General features: G+C 62.4%; 19 protein-coding genes. 16 read left to right on the top strand and 3 right to left on the bottom strand.

Going from position 1 to position 14,563, the window contains the following annotated elements; all coding sequences use genetic code 11:
* Positions 1-14: 14 nt before the first annotated feature.
* The 14 genes from AB1555_13675 to AB1555_13740 all read left to right on the top strand — a co-directional run bounded on the left by AB1555_13675 (position 15) and on the right by AB1555_13740 (position 10,314).
* Positions 15-605 (top strand): OmpA family protein, encoded by a 591-nt coding sequence (locus AB1555_13675; protein MEW6247741.1) that lies wholly within the window; start codon positions 15-17, stop codon positions 603-605.
* A 254-nt stretch (positions 606-859) separates the two neighbouring features.
* Entirely contained in the window at positions 860-1,075 is a 216-nt protein-coding gene (locus tag AB1555_13680; GenBank protein MEW6247742.1) for a hypothetical protein, read from the top strand.
* A 36-nt stretch (positions 1,076-1,111) separates the two neighbouring features.
* On the top strand, positions 1,112-1,504 hold the full coding sequence (locus AB1555_13685) for a CBS domain-containing protein (GenBank protein MEW6247743.1): 393 nt from the start codon (positions 1,112-1,114) through the stop codon (positions 1,502-1,504).
* 28 nt (positions 1,505-1,532) lie between these two features.
* Complete coding sequence (locus tag AB1555_13690; protein ID MEW6247744.1) at positions 1,533-2,051, top strand: phosphate-starvation-inducible PsiE family protein; 519 nt, start codon at positions 1,533-1,535, stop codon at positions 2,049-2,051.
* Between the two features lie 21 nt (positions 2,052-2,072).
* Positions 2,073-2,306, top strand: coding sequence for a hypothetical protein (locus tag AB1555_13695; GenBank protein ID MEW6247745.1), 234 nt, complete (start codon positions 2,073-2,075; stop codon positions 2,304-2,306).
* 53 nt (positions 2,307-2,359) lie between these two features.
* Positions 2,360-2,782 (top strand): hypothetical protein, encoded by a 423-nt coding sequence (locus AB1555_13700; protein ID MEW6247746.1) that lies wholly within the window; start codon positions 2,360-2,362, stop codon positions 2,780-2,782.
* Positions 2,783-2,950: 168 nt separating this feature from the next.
* Positions 2,951-3,895, top strand: coding sequence for a PstS family phosphate ABC transporter substrate-binding protein (locus AB1555_13705; protein ID MEW6247747.1), 945 nt, complete (start codon positions 2,951-2,953; stop codon positions 3,893-3,895).
* 29 nt (positions 3,896-3,924) lie between these two features.
* Positions 3,925-4,854, top strand: coding sequence for a phosphate ABC transporter permease subunit PstC (pstC, locus tag AB1555_13710; GenBank protein ID MEW6247748.1), 930 nt, complete (start codon positions 3,925-3,927; stop codon positions 4,852-4,854).
* Positions 4,855-4,874: 20 nt separating this feature from the next.
* Positions 4,875-5,762 (top strand): phosphate ABC transporter permease PstA, encoded by an 888-nt coding sequence (pstA, locus tag AB1555_13715; protein MEW6247749.1) that lies wholly within the window; start codon positions 4,875-4,877, stop codon positions 5,760-5,762.
* A gap of 8 nt (positions 5,763-5,770) precedes the next feature.
* Positions 5,771-6,550 carry a phosphate ABC transporter ATP-binding protein PstB gene (gene pstB, locus AB1555_13720; GenBank protein ID MEW6247750.1) on the top strand — a complete coding sequence of 260 codons (780 nt, stop codon included), beginning with the start codon at positions 5,771-5,773 and terminating at the stop codon, positions 6,548-6,550.
* A 38-nt stretch (positions 6,551-6,588) separates the two neighbouring features.
* Positions 6,589-7,275 carry a phosphate signaling complex protein PhoU gene (phoU, locus tag AB1555_13725; GenBank protein ID MEW6247751.1) on the top strand — a complete coding sequence of 229 codons (687 nt, stop codon included), beginning with the start codon at positions 6,589-6,591 and terminating at the stop codon, positions 7,273-7,275.
* 48 nt (positions 7,276-7,323) lie between these two features.
* Positions 7,324-8,877 carry a Ppx/GppA phosphatase family protein gene (locus AB1555_13730; GenBank protein ID MEW6247752.1) on the top strand — a complete coding sequence of 518 codons (1,554 nt, stop codon included), beginning with the start codon at positions 7,324-7,326 and terminating at the stop codon, positions 8,875-8,877.
* Positions 8,874-9,623: a dTMP kinase gene (tmk, locus tag AB1555_13735; GenBank protein ID MEW6247753.1), complete on the top strand. Its 750-nt coding sequence runs from the start codon at positions 8,874-8,876 to the stop codon at positions 9,621-9,623. The genes AB1555_13730 and tmk overlap by 4 nt, the downstream gene beginning before the upstream one ends.
* A gap of 1 nt (position 9,624) precedes the next feature.
* The gene (locus tag AB1555_13740; protein ID MEW6247754.1) at positions 9,625-10,314 is read left to right on the top strand and encodes a thymidylate kinase; all 690 of its coding nucleotides are present in this window, start codon (positions 9,625-9,627) and stop codon (positions 10,312-10,314) included.
* On the opposite strand, the gene AB1555_13745 is transcribed toward AB1555_13740, so the two are convergent.
* Complete coding sequence (locus AB1555_13745) at positions 10,315-10,818, bottom strand: histidine phosphatase family protein (GenBank protein ID MEW6247755.1); 504 nt, start codon at positions 10,816-10,818, stop codon at positions 10,315-10,317.
* A gap of 116 nt (positions 10,819-10,934) precedes the next feature.
* On the opposite strand from AB1555_13745, the gene AB1555_13750 reads away from it, so the two are divergent.
* A complete protein-coding gene (locus AB1555_13750) occupies positions 10,935-11,768 on the top strand; it encodes a CHAD domain-containing protein (GenBank protein ID MEW6247756.1) in 834 nt (277 codons plus the stop codon).
* Positions 11,769-11,857: 89 nt separating this feature from the next.
* Here AB1555_13750 and AB1555_13755 read toward each other — a convergent pair whose 3' ends face one another.
* Complete coding sequence (locus AB1555_13755) at positions 11,858-12,223, bottom strand: hypothetical protein (protein ID MEW6247757.1); 366 nt, start codon at positions 12,221-12,223, stop codon at positions 11,858-11,860.
* An 89-nt stretch (positions 12,224-12,312) separates the two neighbouring features.
* The gene (locus tag AB1555_13760; protein MEW6247758.1) at positions 12,313-13,002 is read right to left on the bottom strand and encodes a response regulator transcription factor; all 690 of its coding nucleotides are present in this window, start codon (positions 13,000-13,002) and stop codon (positions 12,313-12,315) included.
* Between the two features lie 459 nt (positions 13,003-13,461).
* On the opposite strand from AB1555_13760, the gene AB1555_13765 reads away from it, so the two are divergent.
* Complete coding sequence (locus AB1555_13765; GenBank protein MEW6247759.1) at positions 13,462-14,505, top strand: PstS family phosphate ABC transporter substrate-binding protein; 1,044 nt, start codon at positions 13,462-13,464, stop codon at positions 14,503-14,505.
* Positions 14,506-14,563 lie beyond the last annotated feature (58 nt).

Consider the following 14,563-nt stretch of genomic DNA (forward strand, 5'->3'; position numbering starts at 1 on the left):
AGGAGGAGTGATCGATGTCGGAAGTTCGGCCGACCAACAACGTGTTCATCTGGCTGCTGTGTCTCGGGATGCTGTCGTGGGGAAGCGGGTGCGCAAGCCGCTCGTCGTCCGTCAAGGTCGATCAATCCCAAGAGCCGACGATGCGGACGCCTGCGGCCGAGGAGCGGGTCGCGGCGGCGCCGTTGAAGGAAATCCCGCCCGCCGAATCTCCGATCGTCTCATCCCGAGTCGCGCCTCCGCCGCCCGACCTGCCGGCCGAGCGGCCGACTGTGCGGTATCTGCTCGACATCCCGTTCGATTTCGATCAGTCCAGTCTGCGGCTTGACGCCATTGCGATGGTCGAAGCCAACGCCAGGCGTCTCAAGGAAGACGGCGTGAAGAAGGTGCTGTTGGAGGGCCGGGCGGATGAAATCGGGACATCCGAATACAATCTGGTGCTGGGCGAACGCCGGGCGCGGGGGGTGAAACACTATCTCGAGAGTCTTGGACTGGTGCCGCTCGTCATCGATACGACGAGCTACGGCAAGGACCGACCCCTTTGCACCCAGCACAGCGCCGAGTGTTGGCAAAAAAACCGCAGCGTCCGCTTCGTCGTCCGCGAGTAGCGTTGCCTCCCCGACGCTTCCCGCGCACGGCTTCGGGTCGCCCTTTCTCTTGTGCTCTCAAACGGTTCGCTTGTCTGATCCTGCCGAAACCAGTGTGACCGTTGTTCTACCTCCCCCTCTCGCCTGAGCGTGATTGTTTACCCGGATTTAACAGTTCGGTGACAAAGCTGGAACGAAGCGCCGGTATCGTCTGCCGTGTAGAAAGACATAGGCGCGAGGCCGGAGGTCGGAGTCTCTGAAGGGGGTGAATCATTATGGAAGGCTTGGGGGATTCGTTGCTCCTTCTCGGTATCGCAGGTTTTCTTCTGGCTCTGCTGATCCACGCGATCAGGACCTTGATGGGGATGCGCGAAAAACTGCTCTATCCTCTGCTGCGGGTCAAGGCGCCGGACGGCGGCTTGAGTCCGATGATGCGGGTCAAGCCGGACCGTCGCGGGGCGATGCATACCCATTTGGCGTGCGCCGTCTGAGTCGAAAGACCGGCATTCGCCACAACAAAGGAGGCTATGGAGATCATGGTAACCGTCAGCCAATTGATGACACGGGATCTGGTGACGATCGAAGCCGGCACGTCGGTGGTCGAGGTCGCGAAGTTGATGAAGGACAGGCAGATCGGCAGCGTGTTCGTCGAGCGGGACGGCGAGATCGTCGGGATCGTGACCGAACCGGACATCGTCCGAAAGGTCGTCGGGGCCGACCGCGGACCGTACTTCATCCCGGTGGAAGAGATCATGAGCGCGCCGGTGATCGGCATCGACGAGCGCCGTCCGGTGACGGAAGCGGCGGATCTGATGGAACAGCATCGGACCCGTCATCTGGCGGTCCGGCGAGGCGAGAGAATCGTGGGCGTCTTATCGGTGAGAGATCTCCTGCACCCGGTGTCGATCGATGAATTCTAGCGTCGACCGTTCGGCGACGGGAGAATTCATGGCGAAACCGGACACGGTGTTTCCGGGATTGCACTGGATTCCCGTCGCTCGGTTCTTCCGTGCGGCCGAACGCGTGGCAGAAACCGATCTCACGGTCCTCTGGAGAAAAGGCATCCGGCTGGTTCTCAGCCTGTTGATCCTGACCATCTTGGCCGGGCTCGCCGGCGGAGTGGTCAAGACATTCCTCGACCTCCGTTTGCTGTTCCACGCCGCCGTGGAAGTCGCGCTGCGCCAGGTCATCATCGATACCTTGGTTCTCCTGGCGCTTGTGGAAGTGTTCAAGACCACCTTCGCCTATTTCTCGGAAGGGCGGGTCAAAGTGACGTTTATCGTGGACACGGTTCTGGTCATGATGCTGACCGAAGTGCTCTCGCAATGGTTCAAAGACGGACCGTGGGCGCGCCTCGCGGTGCTGGGCGCCATTCTGCTGACATTGGGGGCGATGCGGGTGGTGGCGGTCCGATACTCGCCCACGCAGGGCGACGCCTCGACACGGTCGCACGAGTCGCTGTTTTGAATCGAACGCCGGAGGTGTGACATGGATCTTCAGACCGCGACGACCGAAACGTTGGTGATCACGATCGTGGAACGCGAGCGGACGCTCCGGCTGGATCAGATCGTCGCCCGGCTTCCGGAACTCAGTTGGAGCCAGGTGTTTCGTGCTGTGGACAGCCTGAGCCGCCGCGGGGCCATTCGGGTGACGCGACGGGGGTTCGATTACGAACTGAGTCCCGTGCCGCGCCGGCCGCATGCGTCGTCCGGCGCCGCATGACCTTCGTGAGTTCTTCACCGACCGATTGGCCGACACAGACGGACGAACGTTCGATGAACCACGCGCAGGATGGCTCCGGCCAGGCCGGACCGGCCGGAGGACATCGGCAGGGCCCCGGCATCGTTGTCTTCTCGTCTTCGTTGAAACTCCTCCACAAGAACCGCCGCGCCGAGGAACTGACGGCCTTGCTGACCGCGAAGGACGCCGGCCCTTCCGATATCATGCCTGCGGCCGTCCAGCGCGTCTGCCATTCGATATTGGAGTCCTTCTCGCGATGCCGGCCGGCGCCGGTCTGGGTCCAGGTGAGCGAGCGGCAAACCGCCGGTGAGCCGGTCCGCTCGGTGCTGATCCGGGGATTCGGCCTTCGCAAGGACACGCACACGGAGAGCGCCCGCATCGTCATCGTCCTGGAGGAGAGCCCCTTCGGGGACACACCCACGACTCAGGCAGCTCCGCCGGCGCCTCACGCCCTTTGAGTGCGGCAACAGCCTGGCTTCGCGGATTTAACGCGGCCTTAACATGACGGTAATCGTCGAGAAACATCGCCGGCCTATTGTTCCGCCGTCAAGGGGTATGGTGCGGGTATGAGCGTAACCGCGGGAAGGATGATTGGTCTCGCCCTGGTTGGGGGCCTGCTGTGGTGGATGCGCGCGGCGGGCGCCGAACAAGCCGACCTGGTGAGGATCGACGGGTCCAGCACGGTTTTTCCTGTGACCGAGGCGGTGGCCGAAGAATTTCAAAAGACCAACCGCGGAACCGTGAGAGTGACGGTCGGCATTTCGGGAACGGGCGGCGGATTCAAAAAGTTCTGTCGCGGCGAAACCGATATCCAGGATGCGTCGCGGCCGATCCTGGCGGATGAAATGGCGGCGTGCCGAAAGAACAACATCCGCTACTCTGAATTGCCCGTCGCTTTCGACGCGATCACCATCGTCGTCAGCCGTCAGAACACCTGGGCCGACGCCGTTACGGTGGAGGAACTCAAACGAATGTGGGAACCGTCGGCTCAAGGGCGGGTGACGCGATGGCGGCAGATTCGCCCATCGTGGCCGGATGCGCCGCTCAAGTTGTTCGGGGCCGGCGCCGATTCGGGCACGTTCGACTATTTCACCGAGGCCGTCGTCGGCACAGCCAAAGCCAGCCGGGGCGATTATACGAGCAGCGAGGACGACAACACCCTCGCGCAGGGCGTTGCCAGGGACAGACAGGCCCTCGGGTATATTCCTCTGGCGTATTTCGAATTCAGCAGGGACAAACTGAGAGCCGTCGCGGTGGATGCAGGCAACGGTCCGGTCATGCCTTCCCGGGAAACCGTAGAGAACGGGACGTATCAGCCGTTGTCCCGCCCGATCTTCATCTACGTCAACGCCGACTCGGCCCGCCGGCCCGGCGTGAAACAGTTCGTCGAGTTTTATCTGACGAAAGCCTCGACGCTGGTCCCCCAGACGAATTATGTGCCGTTGTCTCCGCAGGACTACCGCCTGGCGCTCGACCATTTTCACAACGGCAAACTCGGGACTGCCTTCCAGGGAGGCCGGACGGTGGGAGTCGCCATCCGGGAGCTGCTCCGGCGCGACGCGAAACTTTGAACCGGCCGGCACGCGCATCCGCCTGATCGATGAAGACCGAAGGCCCGGAACCACGTTTCCAACCTGTCCGTTCGGCCGGTATCCTCCGACGACCAGGGGAGCGGGCCATCGAGGCAATGCTTCTGGCGGCGGCGCTTGCCTCGGTCGCGATCACCTTGGGCATCGTGGGAGTCCTCTTGTATGAATCGGCGGCGTTCTTTCGGCAGGTTGCGCCGTTGGAGTTTTTCACCGACACCCAGTGGACCCCCCTCTTTTCCGAGCCCCGCTACGGCATCGCGCCGCTCGTGTGCGGAACCGTCGTGACCACCGCGGTTGCGCTGGCGGTCGCCGTTCCGGCGGGGACCATCGTCGCCGTCTATCTGAGCGAGTACGCCTCTCCCCTGCTGCGGGAAATCGTCAAACCGGTAATGGAATTGTTGAGCGCCGTTCCGACGGTGGTCTACGGGTACTTCGCGCTGTTGTTCGTGACCCCTCTGTTGCAGCGCGTATGGCCGGAACTTCCCGGGTTCAACATGTTGAGCGCAGGGCTGGTCATCGGCGTCATGATCATTCCCTATGTCAGTTCGGTGAGTGAGGACGCCATGCGCGCCGTGCCGCTTTCTCTTCGGGAGGGGTCGTATGCGCTGGGGGCGACCCGCATGCAAACCGCCGTGCGCGTGGTCGTCCCGTGCGCGCTGTCTGGGATGGCGGCCGCCTATGTCCTGGCCGTTTCCCGTGCGATCGGCGAAACGATGGTGGTGGCGATCGCCGCCGGCATGCAACCCACGTTGACCTGGAATCCGCTGGAGCCGGCCGCCACGCTCACGGCCTATATCGTCCAGGTGAGCCTCGGCGATCTGCCCCATGGAAGCATCGGCTACCGGACGATTTTCGCGGCCGGCCTCGTGTTGTTTTTGATGACCCTGGCGTTCAACATCGCCGGCCACGTCTTGCGCAAGCGTCTTTACCAGGCCTACTGACGGCCTGACGCTCCTCGGCAATGATGTCACGTCAACTCCGGGAAGGGTTGTTCGCGGTCGCGGGGCTCCTGACCATGTTGGTCGCCCTGTTCGCGCTGGGCGCCCTCCTGGCGGGGCTGGCCATGGACGGGTGGGACCGCTTGTCCTGGCGCTTCTTTGCTTCCTATCCCTCGCGCTTTCCCGAACAGGCCGGCATTCTGGCCGCCTGGGTGGGCACCGTGCTCGTGATGGTCGTCACCGCGTTCGCCGCCGTTCCCTTGGGACTCGCCGCAGCCGTGTATCTGGAAGAATACGCGCCCACGCACTGGCTGACGGACCTTATCGATATCAACGTCGCGAATCTGGCCGGCGTGCCCTCCATCGTGTACGGGCTGATGGCACTGGGCCTCTTTGTGTACCGGTTCGGCCTCGGTCACAGCGTTCTGACCGCGGGACTCACGCTGGCGTTGCTCATATTGCCGATGGTGATCATCGCGACGCGGGAAGCGATCCGCAGCGTACCGGACGGGGTGCGCGAAGCCGCCTACGCCCTCGGCGCGACCAAGTGGCAGACGGTGAAGGACCACGTCGTCCCCTACTCGATGGGAGGCATTCTTACGGGCATCATTCTCGCGCTTTCGCGCGCGATCGGCGAGACGGCGCCGCTGATCACGGTCGGCGCGTTGTCGTTCATCGCGTTCTTGCCGCATCCTCCCTGGCAAGCGGAATTTCCGTTTGTCTCGTTCCAGTGGCTGCTGGATCCGTTCACGGTCCTTCCCATGCAGATGTTCAACTGGGTGTCCAGGCCCCAGGAGGAATTTCATCGCAATGCGGCGGGGGCCGGGCTGGTCCTGATGGCGATGACGCTGGCCATGAACGCCCTGGCGATCTACGTCCGCGCGCGGTTTCGCAAGCGAATCCGCTGGTGAGCAGGACCATGACGACGATGGACGCACCGGCGGTCAAAGCGGAGGTCAGGAACCTGAATTTCTATTACGGCTCGATTCAGGCCCTCAAGCAGCTCACGCTGACCATCGCCGAGCGCCGAGTGACCGCGTTGATCGGACCGTCCGGATGCGGAAAAACGACGTATCTGCGATGCTTCAACAGGATGCACGATCTCTATTCCGGCAACCGCTACGAAGGGGAAATCGTCCTCTACCCCGACAAAACCAATATCCTGGACCCACGCCTCGATCCGATCGAAGTCCGCATGCGCGTGGGCATGGTTTTTCAGAAGCCCAATCCGTTTCCTAAGTCCATTTACGAAAACGTGGCCTACGGCCTCAGAATTCGCGGCCGCCAGCGCAGAAGCGCGATCGACGACGCCGTTGAACGGGCGCTCCGCGACGCCGCCCTGTGGCAGGAGGTCAAAGATCGGCTGCATGAACCCGCCTTCGCCCTGTCGGGCGGTCAACAGCAACGGCTGTGCATCGCCCGCGCCCTCGCGACGGATCCGGAAATGCTGCTGTTCGACGAGCCGACCTCGGCCTTGGATCCCACCGCGACGGTCAAGATCGAAGAGTTGGTGAATCAACTCAAGCAAAAGATTACGATCGTGATCGTCACTCACAGCATGCAACAGGCCGCCCGGGTCTCGGACTTTACCGCCTTCATGTACGCGGGATCGCTCGTGGAGTTCGACAAGACCGAGAAGATGTTCACTAATCCGTCGAATCAACTGACGGAGGATTACATTACCGGACGGTTCGGCTGAACGCATCACGTTTCACGTATGACGCGTCCCGAGGACTGATGCATCGTCATTTCGACGAAGAACTGTTGGGCCTTAAGGAGAAGCTGCTCCTGATGGGCGGACTGGTGGAGAGCCAAATCCAGGGGGCGCTGCGCGCGCTCACCGAACGCGATGACGGACTGGCCCGTCGCGTGATCGAGACCGATCATCGCGTCAACGCCTTGGATGTCGAGGTGGACGAAGACTGCCTTCGGCTGCTCGCGTTGCAGCAACCGGCGGGACGCGATTTGCGGTTCATCACCACGGCGATGAAGATTTCCACCGAACTGGAACGCATGAGCGACCTGGCCGAAAACGTATCCGAGCGGGCGCTGGAACTCAATGAAGAACCTCAACTCAAGCCCTACATCGACATTCCCCGCATGGCGAACTGGGCGATACGGATGGTGAAAGACAGCCTGGACGCCTTCGTCAACCGCGATGCGGCGCTGGCGAGAAAGGTGATCGGAGACGACGATTTCGTCGACGATTTAACCGAGCAGTTGTTTCGCGAGTTGCTCTCGTTTATGTTGGAAAACCCGAAGACGATCACGAGAGCCATCCGCCTGACCTTCATCGGCAAATACTTCGAGCGGATCGCCGACCATGCGACCAACATCGCGGAACTCGTCGTGTATATGGTAGAAGGGAAGATCATTCGTCACACCGAACCGTCGAACAAACAGCCGATGGCCGACAGCGAGTAGCCTCGGTACACGCCGCACGCCGGCGGACATCGCCTCTCGGCTTCGAACATGACCAAACTCGCCATTCTCGATATCGGCACCAACTCCATTCATTTGGTCCTGGCCGAGGTCGGCCCCGATCTTTCGTACAAAATTGTGGATCGCTTCAAGGACATGACGCGGCTGGGCGACGGCTCGTTCGCCAGCCGCCGGCTCTCGGACCAAGCGATGGCCCGGGGGTTCGAAGTGGTCCGCAACCTGGTGACGCTCGCCCGTAACAAAGGGTACGACCGGATCGAGGCGATCGCCACCAGCGCGGTACGCGAAGCCCGCAACGGCGGCGAGTTCATCGAAGGCGTGGCGAAACAGACGGGCCTGACGGTGCGGGTCATCAGCGGCGCCGAAGAAGCCCGCCTCATTTTCCTCGGCGTGCGCCACAGCATCGCTTTGTCGGACCGGCCGACCTTGGTGGTGGACGTCGGAGGCGGCTCCGTCGAGTTGATGGTCGGCAACCGAGAGGCCATGCTGCACGCCAGGAGCCTCAAGCTCGGCGCCATCCGGATGAAGGATCTGTATCTCACGCGCACGCCGCCGTCGAAAGCCATGTTGCGGGACATGCACGCGGCGATCGAGCGACACTTGAAAGCCGCGTTGCAGGGGTTTCAGACCGTGCAGTACGACGGCCTGGTGGCCACCTCCGGCATGGCCGGCAACCTGACGGAGGTGATTTATCTGCGACGCACGGGCCATCCCCCTCCTCAACTGCATCTCGCCGCAGTCTCCTTGAAGGAAGTGCAGGAGGTGGAAGCGGTGCTGGCCGCCTCGAGCGTCAAGGCGCGGCTCGCCATCCCCGGTCTCGATCCCAGACGCGTGGATACGTTGTTGCCAGCTGCGGCGGTCCTGCGGATCCTCATGGAGCTCGTCGGAAAGGACGATCTGACCATTTCCGACAAGGCGATCCGGGAGGGCATGATTTACGATTTCATCGAGCGCCATCGGGAGGGCCTCCGCGCCGAACTGGAGATCCCGGATGTCCGCAGGAGAAACGTCGTCCATCTGGCGCGCCGCTGCCAGGCGCCGGAAACCCATTCTCTGCATGTCGCCGCGCTGGCGTTGCAGTTGTTCGATCAGACCAAACCGATGCACGGGTTCGGGCAGCCGGAGCGGGAGTGGCTGGAATACGCCGCGCTGCTGCACGACGTCGGCTACCTCATCAACTCCCGGCAACATCACAAGCACGCCTATTACCTGATCAAGCACAGCGACCTGTCCGGGTTGACGGCAGAAGAGGTGGACATCGTCGCCAACGTCGCGCGCTATCATCGCCGGGCGTTGCCGAGTCCGAAGCACGCGCCCTTGGCGGCCTTGCCGGCCGGCCATCAGCGGACGGTCCAGGTGCTGGCGGCGTTGCTCCGGATCGCCGATGCGCTCGACCGCACCCATTTTTCCGTGATTCAACGGCTGACGGTGAAGCTGGGGGCGATCGTGACGATCTCGCTTCAGACCGCCGGCGACGCCGAGTTGGAAACCTGGGCCGCCCGCGGGCGCGCGGACCTGTTTGAGAAGGTCTTCCGGAGGCGGGTACAATTCATCATGCTGTCACCGGAGGGAGACCCGGCATGACCGGTCCATCATCGGCCGGGGATGCGCCGCATCCCTATCCCGGCAAGTTGATCATCGTCGAAGGCATCGACGGATCGGGCAAGAGCACCCAGTTGCTGCTGCTGCAGAAATGGCTGGAGTCGCAGGGCCACAAGGTGTTCTTCACCGAATGGAATTCCTCCGAATTGGTCCGCGAGACCACCAAGCGGGGGAAAAAGAACAAGACCCTGACCCCGACGACGTTCAGCCTGCTGCACGCGACGGACTTCGCCAGCCGCCTCTATCACGAGATCCTGCCGCCGTTGAAGGCCGGCATGCTGGTGCTGGCCGACCGGTATATGTACACGGCCTTCGCGCGCGACGTCGTGCGCGGCGTCTCGCCGGCCTGGGTGCGAAAGCTCTACAGCTTCGCCGTCCGTCCGGACATGGCGTTCTATTTCAAGGTGCCGATCGACGTGGCGATCGACCGGCTGCTGAGAGGCACCCGGGCGCAGTTGAAGTATTACGAAGCCGGCATGGACATGGGGCTGAGCCAGGACGTCGCCGAAAGTTTCCGGATTTTTCAGTCCAGAATCCTGGCGGAATACGACAAGATCGTGGAAGAGTTCGGGCTCATCACGATGGACGCCACCAAGGAGATCGAAACGCAGCAGAACGAGATGCGCCGGATGGTCGCGAAGGCGTTGGAGCACTACAAGCCGCGAAGGGGCACCCATGGGAGACGCTCGCTATTTTGGCGACGGTTTGACGTACCTAAATCCGAGTGATTTGAAAGGAAAGCTGATCGCCATCGAAGGCACCGACGGCGTCGGTCGGTCGACCCACATCGAGTCGTTGCAGGAATGGCTGGAAGTGCAGGGCTACGGCGTGGTCACCACCGGCTGGACGCGGTCGAATCTCATGTCCAAAACGATCGAGATGGCCAAGCAGGGCAACATTCTCGACCGGTGGTCGTTCAGCCTTCTCTACGCGACGGATTTCGCCGACCGCCTGGAACATGAAATCATCCCGGCCCTGCGCTCGGGCTTCGTCGTCCTGGCCGATCGGTATATTTACACGGCGTTCGCCCGGGATACGGTCCGCAGCGGCGACCGCCGATGGATCAGGGACGTGTTCGGGTTCGCGCTCGTGCCGGACCTCGTCTGCTATTTGCGGATCGACGTGGACACCCTGGCGTTGAGGGTGATCGAGAGCAAAGGGATGAACTACTGGGAATCCGGGATGGATTTGAAATTGGGCGCCGATCTGTACGACAGCTTCAAAAAGTACCAGGCGTTGCTGATCGAGGAATTCGACAAGATGGCCGAGGAGTTCGGATTCGAGGTGATCGACGCCCGTAAGCCCCCGGAGGAGATCCAGGAGGAGTTGCGGGCTAAAATCCAGCCGCTCTTGACCGGCGACGGCCGCGCGCTCCGCCGGCCCGCCCCCCCGCTTGGCGAGGTCCTGCCTCCCGCCTGATCAGGCCTTGCGCAGGGCGCGGAGCAGCCCTGGCCCCAACCACCATTGCAGGTATCCTCTGCCGGGCTTTGGAATCCCGTCGAAATGAATGAGGCAGGCGCCCGCCTTTTTGAGCGAAAGACAGGCCGCCGGCTCGCCGAAAAGCATGATCCCGGCGGTCTCGCTCAGATGGGGCTCGTGTCCGACACAGATCACACACGCATCCGCGGGAAAGGATTCCAGCAACGGGAACAATTTGTCGGGAGCGGCCCCCGGCAGCAGTTCGTCGCACAGACGAATCTCATCCTTCAACCGGAACGCCTCGTGAAGCAGTTTGGCGGTGTCATGCGCCCGTACGAACGGGCTCGACAGCAGATGGAAGGGGACAAGATCCAACCGCATCAGGCCGGAGGCCGCCTGCCGCGTCCGTGTCCGGCCCTTGTCGGTGAGGGGGCGGTCCGCGTCCCGTCCGGACCATTCCGTACGCTCCACCGCGATCCCATGACGAAAGAGCACACAATCCATGAGGACACCTAGCCCCTGGAGGGGGCTACTCTACCACATCGACACAGTGGACTAAAACCATCCCGGCGTGCCTTGAAGCCTTGCGGGAGGCTTTGTTACAGTCATGGTCCCGTCACGTGAACCGATCGAATGCGAGCGTGGCCGTGCCGTCCCTCTCCGTCGATACCCAGGCAGCCAAGTACCAGTCGATCGTCCTTCAGGCACTGGCCGGACTGTCGGATGGAGATCGGCGTCCTGAAACCCTTCATCGCGTCAGGGTCCATTTGAGGCGACTGCAGGCCCATCTCGAGCTCGCAGGGAAGGACGAGAGCGCCGCGGTTCTGTCCCGATGTGTGTCCCGCCTCAGCCGGCTGAGAACCTTGCACGTGTTCGCCGGGTACCTCGTCCGGATCGGCGCCCCCAAGTCGGATCGCGATGCGGTTCAAGAATTGGTCGAGCTGACGTCTGCGAAGCTCCTGGAAAAGAACGTCTATGACAAGATGGAACGTGTTGTCTGGAGACATGCCTTGCCGGCGGAACCGACCAATGCCGGCTGGTTGGACAAGCGATTCGCAGCCTTGGCCCAACTCCACATGACGGTATTGGAGGAGCTTCTCGCGACGGCGTCCAAGAAGCCGCGCCGGAAACGTCTTCACGCGCTCCGCCTGCGGATCAAGTCGATCCGCTATCAGGAGGAGTGGGCTCCCGGCCGGGACCCGGCGAAAACCCGTTTCCTCGGCCGGCTGAAGGATGTGCAGACCATCCTGGGCAAGTACGAAGAGCTGGCCGAGTTCAAGAAACTGGGAGAAAAGCTCAAGCTGGAGTCGAAGCCCCGGATCGTCAAGGACTGGCGTCGAGCCCGGAAACGAGCACGGGCCGTACCGGACCGGCTCGGCTGGCTGCTGAAACGGTTGGCCATGAGGCGATGCGCCACCGAGGTTCAAGCCGCCGGCGCCGGAATGGCCGGATGATCCTCACGAAGCGTCGAGTGGACCGAATCGACCGAACGCCGAAGGCTCTCCTCGCCCAAGAACCGTTCGCGGTGCAGGATAAGCCACGGCTAGCGATCCGAAGCGGGGCGACGCTCGAGTCGATCGCCGGTCGACAGACTCTCGTCCTTGACTTGCAGCCCGATCTCGCGCAGCGCCTGCGCATAGAGCGCGCAATATTCCTTGGCCCGTGCCGGCGCTTGCTCGTATCGTTCCAAACAAGCGCGATAGGATTTGAGAAGCTGAGCCGCCTCCGTATACACCGCCGTGGCGGCTTCGGCTTGTCTGAACTGTTGGCACTGCAGCGCGGCCTCGCGGGATTGCGCGGTGTCGCCGGGCATTTTGGCGCAGGCCGTGTCGATGTAGCGGTATCCCTCCCCGCACGCTGTCAGCAGCGAGACGCTCGCCGCGACAAGAACCGATGCGATCACTTTCACCGGTCTTCCTCCTGTTCTTCGGCCGCGGATAAATTCCGCGACGGCTCGCCCGCCCGTGACGGCCGTCGAACATGCATGCGCATGCCGGGCTAACCGGCCCGCAGTTTGTACCCCAGCCCCCTCACGGTGACGATGCATTGCGGGCGGGAGGGGTTCGCCTCGATCTTCTGGCGAAGCGCATGGATGTGCACGTCGAGGGCATGCGCTTCCAAGGCGTAGCCCGGCCCCCACACGAGATCCAACATCTCCTGCCGCGAAAAAACCCGGCTCGGCGATTCGAGAAAGCATTGCAAGATCTGAAATTCCTTCGGAGTGAGATCGATCTGCCGGCCCCGCACGGTGACTTCATGTCTCTCGAGATCCATGCTGATGTCGCCGATCCTCAGCACTGCGGGCGATTCCCGGCTGACTTGCTGTCTTCGAAGGATCGCCCTGATCCGGGCAACGAGTTGCGCCGGGCTCTGGCCGCACACCGTATCGTCCATTCCCAGATTGAGATCTTCGATACAGTCCTCTTCGAGGCACGCAGAGGATTGCGGCTGGAACGCGATCAGGGGGACGCCGCGGGGAATGAGGCTCTGGCGCACGTCCTGGTACCACGGAAACTGGCGATCGACGATGATCAAAAGGGGATCCTTTTCCTGGATCTCGGCCAGGACGGCGGTTTTGTGCGCGGCGACCACGACTCGATAGCCTGACTCGGCCAACCGCTGGCTCAGCGACTGCGCCAATGAGTCGCTGGCAGTCACGAGCAGAATCGGCGATTTTCCGCCGGCCATGTTCGCCTCACTATTTCACAATGGGGCATCACTGTAGGTCACCGGCGGCAAGAAGGGGTTAACCGGAAGTTAAGAAATCGTAAACTATGCAGAAATGCGCGCGGGGCTGGAGGCCCTGGGCTAGAGATCGGAGTCTCTTCCCCCTCGCCCCGAGCTCCTTGCCTCTCGCCCAGCCTTGACTTTCATGATGCGTGGGTGGGCCGAAGGCTCATGAAGACGGTGAGAAGATTGTGGGCGCTGTCCCGGGTCGGCTGTGTGCAGGAGGACGCGCCTGATCGAGGTGTAACACATCTTTAACGCGATCGATACGGCGTTGAAACACTTCGCCGGTAGTGTGCGGCTGTAAACGCAGCGCATTGGCCGAGACGTGCCGTTCGTGTCGATCGGAGGATGGAAAGGCCATCCGTAACCGGATGAAACGGGCTTACGGCGCAATGTTTCCGGGACAGGGAGCGTGAGATGTGCATCCGAATGACCGTTCGGGCGCTCGGGTGTTTTGCCGCGTGGGCCGCACTGGCCTGTTGGATCGCAGTTCCCTGTCAGGCCCAACTCAAACCGGAGCTGGACCTGAAGATTCCTCCGTACACGCCGGCGAGCGCCGTGTCGGGATCGCTGGTCGTGGCCGGTTCCGAGACCATGCGCCCCTTCACGCAAGGTTGGGCCAACGAACTAGGAAGGCTCTACCCGGGCGTGACGATCAAGGTTGAGGGACTGGGTTCCGAGACCGGACCCGTGAAGCTCCTGGAACGGAAAGCCGAGATCGCCGCCATGTCGCGGCGGATGACGACCCAGGAGATCGCCGACTTCATGCAGGAGTTCGGGTACGAGCCGACGGAAGTCCCCGTCGGGGTCGACGCGCTCGCCGTTTTCGTCCATCGGGAGAATCCGATCGCCGGGATCACGCTGCAGGAGCTTGACGCAATCTTCTGCTTCGAAAGACGCCGCGGGATCAAGTACCCTATCGACTCGTGGGGCTTGCTCGGCCTCCACGAAGATTGGTTTGACGCGCCGATCCGTAGCTACGGCCGCGACGGACTGTCGGGGACCGCGGCATTTTTCAAAGAACAGGTATGTGACGGCGCCGAGCTGAAGCCCGGTATGATCAAGAGTCCCGGCTCGGCGTCCGTCGTGATGGACGTGAGCAAAGACCGGCTGGGGATCGGATTCAGCGGCATCGGGTATCGCACCTCCGGCGTGCGGCCTGTGCCCTTGGCCAACGCGAAGGGCGGCCGCTATGTGGAACCGACGTTCCAGACGGCCATCGACGGAACGTATCCGTTACGGCGGAACTTTTATCTGTACGTCAACAAGCCGCCGAAAGCGGCGCCCTCTCCTCTGGTCGCCGAATTCGTGAAGTTCGCGCTCAGCCGGCAAGGGCAGGAGCTCGTGATCAAGACGGGCTACTTTCCGCTGACCACGAGCGAGATCGCCCGCCTGCTCGCGTTCTGGTCCGTTCCCGTCAACGCCGCGTCCGCCGCGCGAACGCCGAGTCCACGAAACTGAACCCGGCTGGACACAGCTTGTCGAACACGCCATCATCGGAACGACCGTTCCCGGGAGT

Source organism: Nitrospirota bacterium (assembly GCA_040755395.1).
Lineage (GTDB): Bacteria > Nitrospirota > Nitrospiria > Nitrospirales > Nitrospiraceae > DATLZU01.

What these genes read in the sequence shown, in the direction of transcription:
- AB1555_13675 (MEW6247741.1), top strand. Translation starts at nt 15, where the DNA reads ATGTCGGAAGTTCGGCCGACCAACAACGTGTTCATCTGGCTGCTGTGT.
- AB1555_13680 (MEW6247742.1), top strand. Translation starts at nt 860, where the DNA reads ATGGAAGGCTTGGGGGATTCGTTGCTCCTTCTCGGTATCGCAGGTTTT.
- AB1555_13685 (MEW6247743.1), top strand. Translation starts at nt 1,112, where the DNA reads ATGGAGATCATGGTAACCGTCAGCCAATTGATGACACGGGATCTGGTG.
- AB1555_13690 (MEW6247744.1), top strand. Translation starts at nt 1,533, where the DNA reads ATGGCGAAACCGGACACGGTGTTTCCGGGATTGCACTGGATTCCCGTC.
- AB1555_13695 (MEW6247745.1), top strand. Translation starts at nt 2,073, where the DNA reads ATGGATCTTCAGACCGCGACGACCGAAACGTTGGTGATCACGATCGTG.
- AB1555_13700 (MEW6247746.1), top strand. Translation starts at nt 2,360, where the DNA reads ATGAACCACGCGCAGGATGGCTCCGGCCAGGCCGGACCGGCCGGAGGA.
- AB1555_13705 (MEW6247747.1), top strand. Translation starts at nt 2,951, where the DNA reads ATGCGCGCGGCGGGCGCCGAACAAGCCGACCTGGTGAGGATCGACGGG.
- pstC (MEW6247748.1), top strand. Translation starts at nt 3,925, where the DNA reads ATGAAGACCGAAGGCCCGGAACCACGTTTCCAACCTGTCCGTTCGGCC.
- pstA (MEW6247749.1), top strand. Translation starts at nt 4,875, where the DNA reads ATGATGTCACGTCAACTCCGGGAAGGGTTGTTCGCGGTCGCGGGGCTC.
- pstB (MEW6247750.1), top strand. Translation starts at nt 5,771, where the DNA reads ATGACGACGATGGACGCACCGGCGGTCAAAGCGGAGGTCAGGAACCTG.
- phoU (MEW6247751.1), top strand. Translation starts at nt 6,589, where the DNA reads ATGCATCGTCATTTCGACGAAGAACTGTTGGGCCTTAAGGAGAAGCTG.
- AB1555_13730 (MEW6247752.1), top strand. Translation starts at nt 7,324, where the DNA reads ATGACCAAACTCGCCATTCTCGATATCGGCACCAACTCCATTCATTTG.
- tmk (MEW6247753.1), top strand. Translation starts at nt 8,874, where the DNA reads ATGACCGGTCCATCATCGGCCGGGGATGCGCCGCATCCCTATCCCGGC.
- AB1555_13745 (MEW6247755.1), bottom strand. Translation starts at nt 10,818, where the DNA reads ATGGATTGTGTGCTCTTTCGTCATGGGATCGCGGTGGAGCGTACGGAA.
- AB1555_13760 (MEW6247758.1), bottom strand. Translation starts at nt 13,002, where the DNA reads ATGGCCGGCGGAAAATCGCCGATTCTGCTCGTGACTGCCAGCGACTCA.
- AB1555_13765 (MEW6247759.1), top strand. Translation starts at nt 13,462, where the DNA reads ATGTGCATCCGAATGACCGTTCGGGCGCTCGGGTGTTTTGCCGCGTGG.